15 protein-coding genes are annotated in these 15,465 nt (G+C 63.7%); 12 read left to right on the top strand and 3 right to left on the bottom strand.

The features are described from left to right. Window positions 1-11: 11 nt before the first annotated feature. The 9 genes from ACUY1T_RS03120 (at window position 12) to ACUY1T_RS03080 (ending at window position 10,410) form a co-directional block, all read left to right on the top strand. Window positions 12-1,775 (top strand): methyl-accepting chemotaxis protein, encoded by a 1,764-nt coding sequence (locus ACUY1T_RS03120; RefSeq protein ID WP_446020271.1) that lies wholly within the window; start codon window positions 12-14, stop codon window positions 1,773-1,775. A gap of 79 nt (window positions 1,776-1,854) precedes the next feature. Then, the gene (gene cheY, locus ACUY1T_RS03115; RefSeq protein ID WP_228580148.1) at window positions 1,855-2,244 is read left to right on the top strand and encodes a chemotaxis response regulator CheY; all 390 of its coding nucleotides are present in this window, start codon (window positions 1,855-1,857) and stop codon (window positions 2,242-2,244) included. Between the two features lie 39 nt (window positions 2,245-2,283). Next, the gene (gene cheZ, locus ACUY1T_RS03110) at window positions 2,284-2,976 is read left to right on the top strand and encodes a protein phosphatase CheZ (protein WP_446020270.1); all 693 of its coding nucleotides are present in this window, start codon (window positions 2,284-2,286) and stop codon (window positions 2,974-2,976) included. A gap of 168 nt (window positions 2,977-3,144) precedes the next feature. Continuing rightward, complete coding sequence (gene flhB / locus ACUY1T_RS03105) at window positions 3,145-4,338, top strand: flagellar biosynthesis protein FlhB (protein WP_446020269.1); 1,194 nt, start codon at window positions 3,145-3,147, stop codon at window positions 4,336-4,338. Beyond that, window positions 4,335-6,416, top strand: a complete 2,082-nt coding sequence (flhA, locus tag ACUY1T_RS03100) for a flagellar biosynthesis protein FlhA (RefSeq protein WP_446020268.1) — start codon at window positions 4,335-4,337, stop codon at window positions 6,414-6,416. The genes flhB and flhA overlap by 4 nt, the downstream gene beginning before the upstream one ends. A gap of 3 nt (window positions 6,417-6,419) precedes the next feature. Then, window positions 6,420-8,642 (top strand): flagellar biosynthesis protein FlhF, encoded by a 2,223-nt coding sequence (gene flhF / locus ACUY1T_RS03095; RefSeq protein WP_446020267.1) that lies wholly within the window; start codon window positions 6,420-6,422, stop codon window positions 8,640-8,642. After that, window positions 8,643-9,230, top strand: coding sequence for a hypothetical protein (locus ACUY1T_RS03090; protein ID WP_446020266.1), 588 nt, complete (start codon window positions 8,643-8,645; stop codon window positions 9,228-9,230). Continuing rightward, entirely contained in the window at window positions 9,227-9,649 is a 423-nt protein-coding gene (locus ACUY1T_RS03085; RefSeq protein WP_446020265.1) for a flagellar protein FlhE, read from the top strand. The genes ACUY1T_RS03090 and ACUY1T_RS03085 overlap by 4 nt, the downstream gene beginning before the upstream one ends. A 56-nt stretch (window positions 9,650-9,705) precedes the next feature. Continuing rightward, the gene (locus tag ACUY1T_RS03080; RefSeq protein ID WP_446020264.1) at window positions 9,706-10,410 is read left to right on the top strand and encodes an RNA polymerase sigma factor FliA; all 705 of its coding nucleotides are present in this window, start codon (window positions 9,706-9,708) and stop codon (window positions 10,408-10,410) included. Here the strand turns inward: ACUY1T_RS03080 and ACUY1T_RS03075 are convergent. Both ACUY1T_RS03075 and ACUY1T_RS03070 read right to left on the bottom strand, forming a co-directional pair. Beyond that, entirely contained in the window at window positions 10,407-11,609 is a 1,203-nt protein-coding gene (locus tag ACUY1T_RS03075; protein WP_446020263.1) for an EAL and HDOD domain-containing protein, read from the bottom strand. The genes ACUY1T_RS03080 and ACUY1T_RS03075 overlap by 4 nt on opposite strands. Window positions 11,610-11,692: 83 nt before the next feature. Continuing rightward, complete coding sequence (locus ACUY1T_RS03070; protein ID WP_446020262.1) at window positions 11,693-12,469, bottom strand: EAL domain-containing protein; 777 nt, start codon at window positions 12,467-12,469, stop codon at window positions 11,693-11,695. On the opposite strand from ACUY1T_RS03070, the gene ACUY1T_RS03065 reads away from it, so the two are divergent. The 3 genes from ACUY1T_RS03065 to ACUY1T_RS03055 are packed head-to-tail and all read left to right on the top strand — an operon-like array spanning window position 12,464 to window position 14,278. Next, a complete protein-coding gene (locus tag ACUY1T_RS03065) occupies window positions 12,464-12,784 on the top strand; it encodes a hypothetical protein (protein WP_446020261.1) in 321 nt (106 codons plus the stop codon). The two genes, ACUY1T_RS03070 and ACUY1T_RS03065, sit on opposite strands and share 6 nt — an antisense overlap. After that, entirely contained in the window at window positions 12,781-13,599 is an 819-nt protein-coding gene (locus ACUY1T_RS03060; RefSeq protein WP_446020260.1) for a motility protein A, read from the top strand. The genes ACUY1T_RS03065 and ACUY1T_RS03060 overlap by 4 nt, the downstream gene beginning before the upstream one ends. Next, the gene (locus ACUY1T_RS03055) at window positions 13,592-14,278 is read left to right on the top strand and encodes an OmpA/MotB family protein (RefSeq protein ID WP_446020259.1); all 687 of its coding nucleotides are present in this window, start codon (window positions 13,592-13,594) and stop codon (window positions 14,276-14,278) included. The genes ACUY1T_RS03060 and ACUY1T_RS03055 overlap by 8 nt, the downstream gene beginning before the upstream one ends. A 119-nt stretch (window positions 14,279-14,397) precedes the next feature. Here ACUY1T_RS03055 and argF read toward each other — a convergent pair whose 3' ends face one another. Further along, window positions 14,398-15,318, bottom strand: a complete 921-nt coding sequence (argF, locus tag ACUY1T_RS03050) for an ornithine carbamoyltransferase (RefSeq protein WP_446020258.1) — start codon at window positions 15,316-15,318, stop codon at window positions 14,398-14,400. Between the last annotated feature and the right edge of the window lie 147 nt (window positions 15,319-15,465).

Raw genomic sequence — 15,465 nt, 5'->3', positions numbered from 1 at the left:
GCCGCCTCGAAATGAGCCGCTTGATTCGCAATGTCAGCATTCATGCCACTGTGATCGCTGCCCTGGTCAGCTTCGCTGTGCTGATTGGCGTGGTGTCGTTCCTCTCGTTCCTGTCGGAGCGGCATGCAGATCGGATCATGACGGATCTCGATCGTATCAATACGCAGCAGCTCAACGAGATCAACCGCGCCGATGCCCTGCTCAACCTGGCACGCGTAAGTCTCGAAATCGCCTCCAACCAGATCATGCTGGGGCGTATGGCCGATGCCAATGAACAGCTCGATATCGCCACCGACCGTGTGACCCGAGCTGAGGTGCGTTTCAACAATTTCGCCGCTGTACCAAAATCCGAGCAGGCTCAGGAAATGGCGCAGCGGCTCGAGCAGAGCTTCCATACCGTGCTCGACCTCGTTCGTAAGCAGCATCAGGCCCTCGATGAACTCAATACTCCGGGGTTCGGCAACCTGCGTAATGAGCTGATCGAGCCGAGTGCCGCCCTGGCCGACAGCATGACCGAGTTCGTTGCCTATGGCTTCAGCAGGGGCCAGGCGATGACCTCCGATTTTCGCACCCAGGCCGATCGTGCTGAGCTGGTCAGGTGGATAGCGCTGCTGCTGGCCGTGGTCGTGCTGGTATTGGTCTACATCGGCCTGCGCACCACAGTAATTCGCCCGCTCAACTCCGCTGTCACGCACCTGCAGACCATCGCCAAGGCCGACCTGACCGGCAAGATTCCCGAAGGCAGCCGCAACGAGATCGGCAAGCTGTTCAACGCCATGCGCAACATGCAGCAGAGCCTGACTCGCATCGTTGGCCAGGTACGCGACAGCAGCGGCTCGATTCACATCGGCACCCGTGAGATCGCCAGCGGCAACGCCGATCTCTCATCGCGCACCGAGCAGCAGGCGGCCTCGCTGGAGGAGACTGCCTCGAGCATGGAAGAGCTTACCGCCACGGTACGCCAGAATGCCGACAATGCGCGCCAGGCCAGTGGTCTGGCCCTTGAGGCTTCGACCACCGCGGAGCGCGGCGGCGAGGTGGTCGATCACGTCGTCAAGACCATGGGCGGTATTTCAGCGAGTTCGCAGAAGATCAGCGATATCACCAGCGTGATCGATTCCATCGCCTTCCAGACCAATATCCTGGCGCTGAATGCCTCGGTAGAGGCGGCACGCGCCGGCGAGCAGGGGCGTGGTTTCGCCGTGGTGGCCGGTGAGGTGCGCAACCTGGCCAGCCGCAGTGCCACTGCGGCCAAGGAGATCAAGGAGCTGATCGACGGCTCCGTCGCCCAGGTGAAGGAAGGCTCGACCCTGGCCGAGCAGGCCGGCGAGACCATGGATGAAGTGGTCAAGGCGGTGCGCCGTGTCACCGACATCATGGATGAGATATCGGCGGCTTCCCAGGAGCAGAGCGATGGCATCGAGCAGGTGAGTCAGGCCGTGGGCCAGATGGATCAGGTCACCCAGCAGAATGCCTCGCTGGTACAGCAGGCGACGGTTGCCGCTGCATCGCTCGAGGAGCAGGCCAGTCATCTCGAGCAGGCCGTTGCCGTGTTCCGCTTGGCGGGTGACGCACAGCAGACACTTCAAGCCGGCGGTGGCCAGGCGCGAGCCGGGGGCTCCCCGGTCGAGGCGGCGCGTACCGGCGTTCCTGCCTTGGTCAGGCCGAGCGAGCAGGCACGTCCCGCTGCTCGCTCAGTTGCCGAGATCGATCCCAAGCCGAAGCGCAAAGCCCAGCGCGAGCCCGTCGCCCAGGGCGACTGGGAAGAATTCTGAACGCTCATTGCCCCTACGACGGCAGCTAGCTAGCGCCGTTAGACGATGATCATTGTTTGATAGAGAAAGAGGAATCCCGATGGCTGACAAGAACATGAGCTTTCTGGTGGTCGACGATTTTCCGACCATGCGCCGGATCGTTCGGAGCCTGCTCAAGGAGCTGGGTTACACCAATGTGGAAGAGGCCGAAGATGGCCAGGAAGCATTGAGCAAGTTGCGCTCGGGTTCCTTCGAGTTCGTCGTTTCCGACTGGAACATGCCGAATCTCGATGGCCTGGAAATGCTCAAGCAGATCCGTGCCGACGCTGCGCTCAAGGAGCTGCCGGTGCTGATGGTTACTGCCGAGGCGAAGAAGGAAAACATCATTGCGGCTGCTCAGGCCGGGGCCAGCGGCTACGTGGTGAAGCCGTTCACTGCCGCCACGCTGGAAGAAAAGCTCAACAAGATTTTCGAAAAACTGGGTAAGTGACGCCGCGAGGCTAGCCCCGCTTGCGGAGGAGAGAACAAGATGAGCGCAAACGAGCAGCCTGGCCAGGCTCAACCGGCCGGCCCCGCTGGCGAGGATCTGGTCCAACGGATCGGACAACTGACCCGCATGTTGCGGGAGAGCATGCGCGAGCTGGGCCTGGACAAGGAAATCGAGAAGGCGGCGGAAGCGATTCCCGACGCGCGGGACCGACTCAGCTATGTGGCCACCATGACCGAGCAGGCCGCGGAGCGGGCACTCAATGCCATCGATCGTGCCCAGCCGCTGCAGGACTCGATCAGCAGCGGTGCCGAGGCGCTGGACAAACGCTGGGCGGAGTGGTTTGCCGAGCCCAAGGAGCTCGACGAGGCGCGTGATCTGGTCAAGCAGACGCGCTCCTACCTGGCCGAGGTGCCCGACAAGACCCAGGCCACCCAGAAGGAGCTGCTCGAGATCATGATGGCCCAGGACTTCCAGGACCTGACCGGCCAGGTGATCAAGAAGATGATGGACGTGATCCGCGAGATCGAACACCAGCTGGTGCAGGTGTTGATCGACAACGTTCCCGAGGAAGTGGCCCGCGAAAACATGCAGCGCAAGGCCAACGACCAGTGGCAGAACGATGCGCGCCGCAGGGAGGAGGGTCTGCTCAACGGCCCCCAGATCAAGCCTGGGGCGGATATCGTCACCAACCAGGACCAGGTGGATGATCTGCTCGATCAGCTGGGCTTCTGAAGGAAGGCAGGCGTAAGCGCCTGGATTCCTTTACCTAAAACGACCATGGCACTTTCCCCGCGCCGAGGGTCGTGGCCGATAAGGCTACGATCTTCGGCGCTTTTTGGCGTATCGCCAGCCTGCCGTTGACGCCACAATGGCCACCGTGCGGAGAAATGTGCGGGTGCCATGGCCGACGAGAGCAGCGATCAGGAAAAGACCGAAGAGGCCACGCCACGACGCCTGGAGAAGGCGCGTGAGGAAGGCCAGGTCGCCCGCTCCCGGGAGTTGACGACGTTCATGCTGCTGCTGGGCGGCGTGGTGGGTATGTGGTCGATGGGGGCGATGCTCTATGACCAGCTGGGGCTGGTCATGGAACAGGCCTTCCTGTTCGAACGTCGCCAAGCCTTCGAAACCGGCCCCATGCTGAGCAACGTACTCGACCTCGCGAGCCGTACGCTGCTGACCATGCTGCCGCTGTTCCTGTTGCTGACGCTGGTGGCGCTGGTGGCACCGGCGCTGCTGGGGGGCTGGCTGATCTCGGCCAAGTCGCTCAAGCCCCAGTTGTCGAAGCTCAACCCGCTCAAGGGCCTCAAGCGCATGTTCGGTGTCCAGGCGCTGGTGGAGCTGTTCAAGGCAGTGGCCAAGTCGATGCTCATTGGCGGGGTCGGCATGACGTATCTTTATTTCAAGCGCGGGGAGTACATGTCGCTGATGGATCAGCCGACTACCCAGGCGCTGGCCCGGGCGCTGATGATGGCCGCCGAGGCATGCGGGCTGATGGTGTTGACGTTGCTGGTGGTGATCCTCATCGACGTGCCCTACCAGCTCTGGAGCCATGCCAAGAAGTTGCGCATGTCGAAGGATGAGGTCAAACGCGAGCACAAGGAGTCCGAGGGCGACCCGCACGTCAAGGCGCGCATTCGTTCCCAGCAACAGGCCATGGCGCGTGGTCGCATGATGAGCAAGGTACCCGAGGCAGACGTGATCATCACCAACCCGACGCACTATGCAGTGGCTCTGCAATATGACGAGAAAGGCATGGGGGCTCCCAGGGTGGTCGCCAAGGGCGCCGACATGGTAGCCGCGCGCATTCGCGAAATTGGCCAGGAGGCCGGTGTTCCGCTGCTGGAGGCGCCGCCGTTGGCTCGCACGCTGTATCATCACGTCGATCTCGAGCACGAGATCCCGATGGACCTGTATACCGCCGTGGCGGAAGTCCTGGCCTGGGCCTTCCGTCTCAAGCACGTTTCCAAAGAGGGGGGAGAGGTGCCGCCTACACCCGAGAATTTGCCCATACCGGAAAACCTGGAAGTGCCTGCCGTCGATGTGGTCGACGATGCTGACCAGGATGCGGCCGGGCCCGGCGGAGCGCGTCGATGAAGTCACTCAGTCATTTCATCGGGCGCCGTGACTGGATGGGCGACGCGCGCATGAAGCTGCTGGCCGGCCCGGTCCTGATCCTCATGATCCTGGCCATGATGATCCTGCCGCTGCCGCCGTTCGCGCTCGATCTTCTCTTCACCTTCAACATTGCACTGGCCGTCATGGTGTTGCTGGTCAGCATGTTCACCCAGAAGCCGCTGGACTTCGCCGCCTTTCCCGCGGTGCTGTTGTTCACCACGCTGCTGCGGCTGTCGCTCAACGTCGCTTCGACACGGGTCATCCTGATGGAAGGGCATCAGGGCGGTGACTCGGCGGGCAAGGTGATCGAGGCCTTCGGCACTTTCCTGGTCGGTGGCAACTTCGCCGTGGGCCTGGTGGTGTTCCTGATCCTGGTCATCATCAACTTCATGGTCATCACCAAGGGTGCGGGGCGCATCGCCGAGGTAGGCGCGCGCTTCATGCTCGATGCCATGCCCGGCAAGCAGATGGCCATCGATGCCGACCTCAACGCCGGCCTCATCGGCGAGGAGGATGCTCGCAAGCGCCGTGCCGAGGTCGCCCAGGAGGCGGATTTCTACGGCTCCATGGACGGTGCCAGCAAGTTCGTGCGTGGTGACGCCATGGCCGGTCTGGTGATCATGGTCGTCAACGTCATCGGCGGGCTCCTGATCGGCATGCTCCAGCACGGCATGGGCTTCGGCGATGCCGCCAAGACCTATACCCTGATGACCATCGGCGACGGCTTGGTGGCGCAGATTCCTGCCCTGGTGATTTCCACCGCCGCTGGCGTGACCGTGTCCCGCGTCAATACCGAGCAGGACGTTGGCCAGCAGATGATCAGCCAGCTGTTCGTCAACCCCCAGGTAATGATCCTGGCGGCGCTGGTCATGGGCCTGCTGGGCCTGGTGCCGGGCATGCCCAACATGGTGTTCCTGATCTTTACCGGACTCTTGGCCGGCCTGGCCTGGATGCTCACGCGTCAGAAGGAACAGCGCCTGGTCGAGCAGGAGATGCACACTGAACCGCCACCGCCACCCGAGATGCCCGAGGCCAGTTGGGAGGACGTCCAGTTGGTCGATACGCTGGGGCTCGAGGTCGGGCATCGCCTGATCCCGCTGGTCGACCAGCGCCAGGATGGTGAGCTGTTGGGGCGGATCAAGAGCGTGCGCAAGAAGTTCGCCCAGGAAGTCGGTTTCCTGCCCGCGGTGGTGCATATCCGCGACAACCTGGAGCTCGGCGCCAATACCTACGTGATCACCCTGAAGGGCGCCGAAATCGGCCGCGCCGAGGCCTTCCCGGGCCAGTGGCTCGCTATCGACCCCGGCCAGGTTACCGGTCAGCTCCAGGGCACGCCGACCTCCGATCCCGCCTTCGGCCTGCCGGCGGTGTGGATCGATGGAGGTCAGCGTGAACACGCTCAGGTCTACGGCTATACCGTAGTCGACGCCGGCACCGTGATCGCCACGCACCTCAACCACCTGCTGCATCGCCACGCGGCCGAAATGCTGGGGCGCCAGGAGGTCCAGAAGCTCCTCGACAAGCTGGGCGACGAGCAGAAGTCGCTGGTCGATGACGTGGTACCGAAGGCCATCAGCCTGACCGTACTCCAGCGCATCCTGCAGAACCTGCTCGATGAAGATGTCTCCATTCGCGACATGCGTACCATCCTCGATACCCTGGCGGAGTATGCGCCTCAGCAACAGGATGCCAACGAGCTGACGGCACTGGTACGGATCATGCTGGGGCGGACGATTACCCAGCAGTGGTTCCCCGGACGCGATACGCTGAACGTTATCGGCCTGGATGCCCAGCTCGAGCAGGTCCTGATGCAGGCGATGAATGGCAATGGGGCGCTCGAGCCCGGGCTCGCCGAGACCTTGATGCGCCAGACCGAGGAGGCGGTGGAGCGGCACGAGGCGAGCGGCGAGCCGCCGGTATTGGTCGTTCAACACAGCCTGCGTCCGCTGCTGGCGCGTTTCCTGCGCCGGCGCATGCGCCATCTGGTGGTCATGTCGCAGGCGGAAATACCCGATGATCGAACGCTGCGTATCGTGACGCTGGTAGGAGGCCGATAAGCGATGAGTGTCATGCGTTTCGTGGGTGTCAACAGTCGTGAGGCCATGCGCCAGGTGCGCGCTGCGCTGGGCGACGAGGCCCTGATCCTGGCCAATCGGCACACCGAGCAGGGTGTCGAGATACTGGCCATGGCCGAGTCGGCTGCGACGGATAGCGATGCCGGCATCGCCGAATCCACGCCACGACCTGCCGAACCGAGTCGCCCGGCCCCGGCTGCGCCCGCCATGCCGGCGAGCCCGGACCCGGCCCAGGCCTTCGAGGCCATGAGTGCCAGGCTGCTCGAGGAGATGCGCGACATGCGCGCTCTGCTCACGCGCGAGCGTAGCCAACCGGAATCGCTCGGTACGCTCGGGGAACAGCTCGTGCAGACGCTGCTGGAGGCCGGTTTTGGCCCGGCGCTAGCCGAAGAGGTGGTCTCGGCATTGCCCGAAGAGTTGGCGGTGACTGCTGTGCTGGACGAGCGTGCCCTGGCCTGGCTGGCACGCCAGCTGGCCAAACGGTTGAGCGGCCTGGACGATGAGGCCGCCTTCATGGATCGTACCGGCATCGTGGCGTTGATCGGGCCCACCGGGGTGGGCAAGACCACCACGACGGCCAAGCTGGCGGCACGCTACGTCATGCGCCACGGTACCCGCCCGGTAGCGCTGGTGACCACCGACAGCTTCCGTATCGGTGCTCATGAGCAGCTGCGCATCTATTCCCGGTTGCTAGACGTACCGATGTACGCGCTCAACGCCGACCAGCCGGTATCGGACCTGCTGGAGCGCATGAAGGGCAAGTCCTGGATCATCATCGATACGGTTGGCATGAGCCAGCGCGATCACCGCGTGATCGAGCAGGTCAGTCATCTGCATGGTGGCGATTCGCCGGTGCGCCTGGTGCTGCTGCTCAATGCCGCCAGTCAGCCGGAGACCCTGGAGGAGGTGGTGGTGCGCTATCGCCAGGCGGCCCAGGCGGCTGGTGGCGAGCTGCGCGATTGCATCATTACCAAACAGGACGAGGCTGGGCGGCTGGCGCCCGTGCTCGATATCGTCATGCGCCATGGGCTGCGTCTGCTGTTCGTCTCGCATGGCCAGCGCGTACCCGAGGACATGGCGCTCGCCGAGCCCGGCGCCTTGATCGAGCAAGCCCTGGCCGACCGCGCGCCGCTGGCAAGGCCGGTCGCGCGACAGGCGGTGGAACCGGCCATGCGAAATGCCGGCAACCTGATGGGGCAGGGGCGTCGCCTGGCCACCGTGCTCCAGGCGCTGCGCCAGCGCCTACCTGGTTTTGATCGCCTCGAGGAGGTGTGGAACCTGCTGGGGTTGCCGTTATCCATCCAGCAGCAGCGCCTGGAGAGGCTGCTGGAGGACTATCCCCGGTCCGGCCAGGTGCGGGGCATGATGTGGAGCGAACGCCGCCGTGTCCCGGGCGAGAGCTGGTCGATGCCCGATGTGGCACTTAGCCCCGAGGGCACCTGGTTGGCGCTGCCGCTGCTGCAGCATCGCCAGGTGGCAGGCCAGCAGGCACGTTTGCAGGCGGCGCTGGAACGACACGTCCCCGGCATGCATCTATTGAACGGAATGCCCGATGGCGAGGCCGGTGATTGGCTGGAGCGCCAGGCATCGAGCTGGTGCAGCCAGGTGCGCGGCAGCCAGCGTGTCGAACACGCCGGCGAGCGCCGAACCCTGGCATCCCTCGAAGGCGTTGGCGAAGGCGTTGGCGACCTGCGCTGCCGTTTCCGCGGTGCGCCAGGCCGACTCAGCCTTTCCACGCTGCCCGTCAATGTGACCTTCAAGGGCAGTCGGCGCGACCAGGAAAGCTTCTCCGCATGGGCTTGGCTCGGTGAGGTTCGCGACGAGGAAAGCGGCAAGCTTCTGGGCAAGCGCTATTGGATTGCCCCGGCGCGGTTGGGTGGCGAACCCAAGCCGTTGCTGCTTACGCTGCTGCAGGGAGACGTGCTGCCGCAGCTTGCCCGCCGTGCCTGGCAGCGCCTGGACCCGGCTGAGCTTGGGGAGCTTCGTGCCGACCTGCGCCTGTTGATGGCCAGTGGCCTGGCAACGGTAGCGGCCCACCTGGACCTTGCCGAGGACGAGGTGGCGATGGATCTGCGGGCGGAGCTGCTGGGGCTTGGTGGAGGTCGTCGACGCCGTCGCGACGTCGCACTGCTCGAGTCGTTGGTACAACTCTTCATGGTGCGCGATACCATTCGCCACCTTGGTCTCGGTGAAAGGGAGACAGGCTAGATGGGATGGGACCAGGCCGCAGGACTGCGCCAATGGGCGAATTCAGGGGCGCAGGATTGCCCGACACACGTGGCCGAAATGCTGGTCGAGCTGGCTGCTCCCGCGGGCGGCAGTGGAGCAAGGCCGCAGGCGGCCGCCCGGGCGGCCAAGCCAGCCCCCCTGAGCGCCGCCGTAACACCGTCGCGCCCGACAGGTACCGCCAAGGACGTGACGTTGATGGTGTTGGGGTTGCCGGGTACCGCCGAACGGCACACCGCCAAGGTGACCGAGCTGCTGGAAAGCTGGGCGAGCGAAGGGCGGCGCTGGGTCGGCGACCCGCGCGACTGGCGCATCGTCGCCCTGCCCGTCGGCAGCCCGCACCTGCCGGTGCTGGCCGCACAGCAGGCCCATTGGGCACTGTGGGTGGATGATGACCTGGAAGCCTTCCGTCGCGGCTATCGCCTGCTCAAGCAGATCGCCGAGCAGGGTGGCCCGCAGCGCATGATAGCCGTGCATCCACCGGGGATGGGGCGTCAGGGGCTATTGTCCAATCTGCAGTATGTGGCGGAGGCTTATTTCGGCATCGAGCTACTGGTATTGGCGCGATGATACGTCGAAGGAGTCCCTGGTTTGCGGGTATCGCACTCTGTGGATGGTGGGTGGGTATCGCCCATGCCGCCGGTAGCTGGGTGGCCACCGCTCCTTCGCTGCGGGTGGCCATGGCCGAGCGACCGATGTCATCCGCTGCCTTGCTGCCACCCACGCCCGAGTTGGCCCGCGGCCAGGTGATGGGGCGGGTCGCTTGGCAGTATCAGCCGCCGGCTGGCAGCGAGGTGGATGCCTGGCTTTGCCACCCGGGAGACTGCGTGCGGCTGCCGGGGCCGCGTGGGCAGACCGACGTCATGCTGGGACTGCCGGCCGATACGCCACTGTATTTTCAGTTTTCACTGCAGGATCGCCGACAGCGTGCCGCGACCCTGCAAGGGCTGCAGGTGATCGTCAACCATGAGCATCTGCAACGTCCCTGACCCGTCGAGCGACCGAATCGACGCTCGAGGGAATCGTCAGCCGTGAGAGCGAGCGCATGTACACAGCACGAGGCAAGATCGAACAGGCAGACCTGCTGGATGAGTACCTGCCGCTGGTGAGGCGTCAGGCGCTTTCCATGCAGGTTCGACTACCGGCGAGCATCGAACTCGACGACCTGATCCAGGCCGGCACGGTGGGGCTGCTCGAAGCAATGGGCCGCTTCGATTCGACCCAGGGGGCCAGCTTCGCTACCTTCGCCAGCCAGCGCATCCGCGGTGCCATGCTCGACGAGTTGCGCAGTCGGGACTGGTTGCCGCGCAGCGTACGGCGTAACGCCCGGGCGGTCGATGAGGCCGTGCGATGCCTGGAGCAAACGCTTGGGCGGCCCGCCGAAGAGACCGAAATCGCCGCCGAACTCGACATGGAGTTGGAGGAATACCGGCAACTGCTCAACGATACCAACAGTGGGCATCTGCTGCCCTTCGAGGCGCTGATGGCCGAGGGTATCGAACCCGGGATCGAGGATGTGTCGATCGACACCCCCTACCGCCTGCTCATTGACGAAGAAAAGCGTCGGCAGTTGGCCGAGGGCATCGAGGCGCTTCCCGAGCGTGAGAAGCTGCTGATGGCGTTGTACTACCAGGAGGAACTCAACCTCAAGGAGATCGGCGTCGTGCTTGGCGTTACCGAATCGCGGGTCTGCCAGCTGCATAGCCAGGCGGTAAGCCGGCTCAGGGCGCGCCTGTCCGACCACGATTAAAGGTTGTTCATCAGTGCCTTGGTGCTTTCCAGCGCATTCATGTAGCAGCTGTGGAGCTGGTCGGGGGGCAGATCGTCGCTTGCTTCCTTGACCTGCTGCTCATGGTTCTCGCACAGGATCAGCACGGCGCCGAGGGGACCTGCCCGGTACTTCAGGGCGTCGATGATCGGCTGGCCCAGAGGCAGGTGTTCGAGCAAGGTATGGCGGTCCTCTTCGAGCAGAGCATCCATCATCGAGAACAAACCGGTGGTGAAGGCATCCTCGGAGTCGAGAGCTGGGAAGGGGGCCGCCAGGTTGCGGCACATGAAGGCGCGGGTCAGTGCCATGCGCAACACGATGCGCGACGAAGGCTGCAGGCTGGCGAGGGTCAGGGTCAGGATCAGCCGGCGCAGCTCGATCAGCCCCAGGATCTGTACCGCGCGATGCAGGTCGACTTCCTTGCCGCCGCGATGGAAATAGCTCGAGTTGGCCCGGCGCAGAATGGCCACGTGCAGGTGCGGCACCTGGACCACCAGCTCATGGAGCCGGTTGAAGTCGTTATTGTCTTCGTAAAGCGCGCGGATCAGTCGAATCTGGGCGGCACGGTTGCCATGGCGCCCGCGTGGTGCCGACGCAATGAAGCTGGGCTTGGCGAGATAATGCCCGTGGTAGTAGTCACAGCCCATCGCTTGGTAGCGCACCAGCTCTTCCCGGCTGTCGAGGTTCTCGACCAGCAACTTGACGTTGCGAGCGGGGAGTCGTTCCAGCGTCTTGTCATCGAGATCGCGTGGAGAAGAGAGCACGATGATGTCGCTGCGATCGAGCATCGCCTCGAGGTCCTGCTTCAGCAGGCGGGTCGGCACGATGACTCGGTAGCCGCGTTCGCGAATGTCGTCCAGGCGTTCGAGCAATTCGGCGTCGACCGTATGCGCCTCGGCGATACCAAGTGCCAGCCTGGGCGCCGGAGTGGGCAGCAGTTCAGGACGCTCGAGCCATTCCAGCGGGAGGTCGATGAACAGCGTACGGTTGCCCAGCAGGTCACTGTCGCCGAGTTCGTAGACGGCGCTGGTCAGCGCCCTGGCCGTGGCGGCCATGATGTCATCGGCTTCGTCATCGGTGTGCCGGCCATAGACCAGTCGATCCGCTACGTGGTGATGGCTGGCATCGTGTATCGGATGAAGGGCGATGGAGAAAGGACCGTGATCCTTTTGTTCAGGCATGCTGCTTGGCTCCCTGCTGAGTGTGATGCACTCGGAATAATCTCAACGTTCAGGCCGTCGTGATCGTGATCGAACCGCTTTTTCTAGATGGCCCGGCGCAACGCCACCAGAGACGGCTCCAGACCATGGGTCAGGCTCTCGAGGCTGGGGCGGGCATAGAAGAAGCCCTGCTGCTGGGGAATACCGCTGCGGGCCAACCACAGCGCTTCCGCGCGGGTCTCCACGCCTTCCGCCACCAGGTCGAAGCCAAGCTCCTGAGCCAGGGCGACGATGGCACGCAGTATTGCCTGGCGGCGCGAATCGCTGTCGCAGTTCATCACCAGGGTGCGGTCGATCTTGAGCCGGTCGGGGTGCAGCTCCACCAGCAGGTCGAGGTTGGCGAAGCCATTGCCGAAGTCATCCAGCGCAGTCACGAAGCCCGTATTGCGATAGGCCTGTATGATGTTGCGCAGATGCTGCTGGTCCTGCACCTTTTCGCTCTCGGTCACCTCGAACACCAGCCGCTGGGGAGGCCAGCCGACCTGTTCGGATATCGCCAGCGTCGCCTGGATACAGGCCATGGGCTCGTAGACCGCATTGGGCAGGAAGTTGATCGACAGGTTCTCGCGCATGCCGAGATGGCTGGCGAGTTCGATGGCGCGGATCCGGCAGGCCTGGTCGAAGCGATAGAGCAGGCGAGGCGTGACCTGAGCCAGGATGCTGGCCGCGGATTCGCCAGCCGGGCCTCTCACCAGCGCCTCGTAGGTGGTAATGCTGGCCGAGGCGAGGTCGACGATTGGTTGGAAGGCCATGGTGAACGCGAACGGCAATGGTCCCTCGCAGCGTTCGCAGTGTCCTTCCTTCTCGGCGCATCGATGCATGGCTACTCCTGTCTGGTCGGTATCGGCCAGTTGATCCTCTTCCTGCGCGTCATGGCCGTCACAGGAATCGCTCGTGGGCAAGATGCAGGCGTCGAGCCTACCGCTTCCGACAAGGACATCACGACTATTGTATCGGCTGGAAGAAAGAAAACTTTAGCTGTATCGGCCGGAAGCAAGAAAACTTTAGCGTGGCCTGAAAAGCTTGACCTGGGTCAACTCAACGCAGGCTTTTTCCAGGCACCGCTAAAGTGCTTTTGTTCTCCGCCGATATTTCCCATTAGACTCGTTGCCCCGTGTTTTCAGGAGCTTGCATGAATCCATCCACCATTATCGGCATGTTCGCCAGTATCGTCCTGCTGGTCAGCGTGCTGTTCTTTACCGCCGAGTCGCCGCAGAGCTTCATCAACCTGCCGGGCCTTGCCATCGTGCTGGCCGGAACCATGGCGGCCACCTTCATCAGCTATCCGCTCAAGGAAGTCCTGCGGGTGGTGCGTCTGGTGGGCCTGGTCTTTCGCCGCGAGAATACCTATATGCGCGACGATATCAAGGAACTGGTGGATATCTCGCGGCTGTGGTTCAAGGGCGACGTACGGGCCGTGGAGGCGGCGCTGGAAAAGGCGCGCAACCCCTTCCTGCGCACCGGCATCCAACTGGTCATCGCCAATACCAAGGAAGAGGAGATCTTCGACCTGCTGCGCTGGCGCATCGCCCGGCTCAAGGCACGCGAGCACGCCGAGGCGCAGATCTTCCGCACCATGGCGACGTATGCCCCGGCCTTCGGCATGATCGGTACCCTGGTGGGGCTGGTCAACATGCTGGAGGTGATGGAGTCGGGCGATCTGCATGTCATCGGCCCGCGCATGGCGGTGGCGCTGCTGACCACCTTCTACGGCATTCTGCTGGCCAACCTGGTATTCAAGCCGATCGCCGTTAAGCTCGAACGGCGCACGGAAGAGCGGTTGATCGCCATGAACATGGTGCTCGAGGGAATATCGCTGATTACCAAGCGCCGACTGCCTTCCTTCATTGAGGAAACCCTCCACTCCTTCGTCGTCAACTATCACGACGAGATTCGCGACCCGGAAGTGGCCAGGCGCGACGACCCCGACGGACAGGCACAAAATGCTTGATCGCAGCACACGCGACATGCTGCACCCTCCGGTGGTCGATGCAGCCGATGGCGAGGGTTGGCTGGTGAGCTACCTGGACGTGTTGACCCTGCTCATCACGCTGTTCGTTCTGCTGCTCTCGCTGGCTGGCAATGGCCTGGCCGTCAAGGGCAGCCGCCATGGCGGTGAGGACAGTGCGCTCGTCACTCCGCAGGCCGAGGCTGCGGCACGCATGGTGGCGGGTTCGGGTATCAAGCCGCGCCATGATGGTCTGCAGCCGCGCTTCCCCGGGCTCAACATCGAAGGCGTGAGCGTGACCGAGGGGCAGCAGGGCATTACCCTGCGTATCGACGACAACCTGCTGTTCGATAGCGGCCAGGCGATGCTCACCGGGCAGGGGCGTGAGGTGTTGGGCCGGTTGCGTGAAGCCCTCGCGACATTCGAGGGCGACATCTCCGTGGAAGGCCACACCGACAGCATTCCCATTGCTACCGCCCGTTTCCCCTCCAACTGGGAACTCTCCTCCGGGCGTGCCATTGCCGTATTGCGCTACCTGTCCGAGCTGGGTTTGCCGGCCGAGCGGCTACGAGCGGTGGGTTACGCCGAGACGCGCCCGTTGGAAAGCAATGATACGGCGGAGGGGCGCGCCATCAATCGCCGTGTCGAACTTCTCCTGCACCAGGAAGTGGCGGGCGGCTAGTCTCATCCCTTGGCAGCCCCTGAGTCCGTAGGCAAGTTGCTGCATGGGCGACACCGGGGCATCCTGCACCGCCGAAAGCGCAGTCTCGGCGGTGCAGGCAGTCTAGAGAGGCTGAAAAGTCAGTGGTCGACGCGACCCAGCAGCAGGAACTCGATCAGCGCCTTCTGGGCGTGCAGCCGGTTGCCGGCTTCCTGCCATACCACCGCGCGTGGGTCGTCGAGCAGGGTTTCGCTGATCTCTTCACCGCGATGCGCAGGCAGGCAGTGCAGGAACACGACGTCGGGTTTGGCGCGGTCCAGCATGGCCTCGCTGACCTGGAAGCCGGCGAAATCGGCCTCGCGCTTGGCTTGCTCCTCCTCCTGACCCATCGAGGCCCACACATCGGTAGTGACCAGGTCGGCTCCGACCACGGCCTCGGCGGGATCGTGCAGCAGGGTGACTCGATCGCCGGCGGCGTCGAGAATGTCCTGGCGTGGCTCGTAGCCCTCGGGGCAGCATACGCGCAGCTGGAAGTCGAACTGGCGCGCGGCGTTGATCCACGAGTGGCACATGTTGTTGCCATCGCCGATCCAGACTGCCGTGCGACCGCACACGCTGCCGCGCAGCTCGGTCCAGGTCATCACGTCGGCCAGCAGCTGGCAGGGGTGATAGTCGTCGCTCAGGGCATTGATCACCGGCACCGAGCTGGCGCCCGCATAGGTTTCGAGGCCGGCATGAGAGAAGGTGCGGATCATGACGATGTCGACCATCTCTGCCAGCACCCTCGCGGTATCCTCGATCGGCTCGCCGCGCCCGAGCTGGGTATCCCGCGGGGAGAGAAACAGTGCATGACCGCCGAATTGGGCCATGGCCGTTTCGAACGAGACCCGGGTGCGCGTCGAGGATTTCTCGAAGATCATGGCCAGCGTGCGATTGGTGAACGGGGCGTAGGTCGGCCCCTGGGCACGCAGGCGGTTCTTGATCGTGATGGCGCGCTGGATCAGGTAGTGCAGCTCTTCGGGGCTCAGGTCCAGCAGGGTCAGGAAATGGCGTGTCGCCATGGCGATCTCTCCGCGCGAAAAAACCACCATCCTAGCCAGCCTGCGGGGGATGCGCAATTCGCTCGTCATCAGTAGAATGGGGCCATGAGCTAAAGGCTGAGTATTGCACTCGGGTATTATCCGACAACCTCGGCACCACTTCTTTCC

It is taken from the genome of Billgrantia sp. Q4P2, from assembly GCF_052806135.1.
Note: the sequence above shows the minus strand (reverse complement) of the source record. Positions and strands in the feature narration are given on the sequence as shown.

Excerpts from the sequence above, each read along its gene's own strand:
- ACUY1T_RS03080 (WP_446020264.1), top strand. The coding sequence starts at position 9,706 with ATGTACACAGCACGAGGCAAGATCGAACAGGCAGACCTGCTGGATGAG.
- ACUY1T_RS03060 (WP_446020260.1), top strand. The coding sequence starts at position 12,781 with ATGAATCCATCCACCATTATCGGCATGTTCGCCAGTATCGTCCTGCTG.
- flhF (WP_446020267.1), top strand. The coding sequence starts at position 6,420 with ATGAGTGTCATGCGTTTCGTGGGTGTCAACAGTCGTGAGGCCATGCGC.
- ACUY1T_RS03055 (WP_446020259.1), top strand. The coding sequence starts at position 13,592 with ATGCTTGATCGCAGCACACGCGACATGCTGCACCCTCCGGTGGTCGAT.
- ACUY1T_RS03075 (WP_446020263.1), bottom strand. The coding sequence starts at position 11,609 with ATGCCTGAACAAAAGGATCACGGTCCTTTCTCCATCGCCCTTCATCCG.
- ACUY1T_RS03090 (WP_446020266.1), top strand. The coding sequence starts at position 8,643 with ATGGGATGGGACCAGGCCGCAGGACTGCGCCAATGGGCGAATTCAGGG.
- cheY (WP_228580148.1), top strand. The coding sequence starts at position 1,855 with ATGGCTGACAAGAACATGAGCTTTCTGGTGGTCGACGATTTTCCGACC.
- flhB (WP_446020269.1), top strand. The coding sequence starts at position 3,145 with ATGGCCGACGAGAGCAGCGATCAGGAAAAGACCGAAGAGGCCACGCCA.
- argF (WP_446020258.1), bottom strand. The coding sequence starts at position 15,318 with ATGGCGACACGCCATTTCCTGACCCTGCTGGACCTGAGCCCCGAAGAG.
- ACUY1T_RS03085 (WP_446020265.1), top strand. The coding sequence starts at position 9,227 with ATGATACGTCGAAGGAGTCCCTGGTTTGCGGGTATCGCACTCTGTGGA.
- ACUY1T_RS03070 (WP_446020262.1), bottom strand. The coding sequence starts at position 12,469 with ATGCATCGATGCGCCGAGAAGGAAGGACACTGCGAACGCTGCGAGGGA.
- ACUY1T_RS03120 (WP_446020271.1), top strand. The coding sequence starts at position 12 with ATGAGCCGCTTGATTCGCAATGTCAGCATTCATGCCACTGTGATCGCT.
- ACUY1T_RS03065 (WP_446020261.1), top strand. The coding sequence starts at position 12,464 with ATGCATGGCTACTCCTGTCTGGTCGGTATCGGCCAGTTGATCCTCTTC.
- cheZ (WP_446020270.1), top strand. The coding sequence starts at position 2,284 with ATGAGCGCAAACGAGCAGCCTGGCCAGGCTCAACCGGCCGGCCCCGCT.
- flhA (WP_446020268.1), top strand. The coding sequence starts at position 4,335 with ATGAAGTCACTCAGTCATTTCATCGGGCGCCGTGACTGGATGGGCGAC.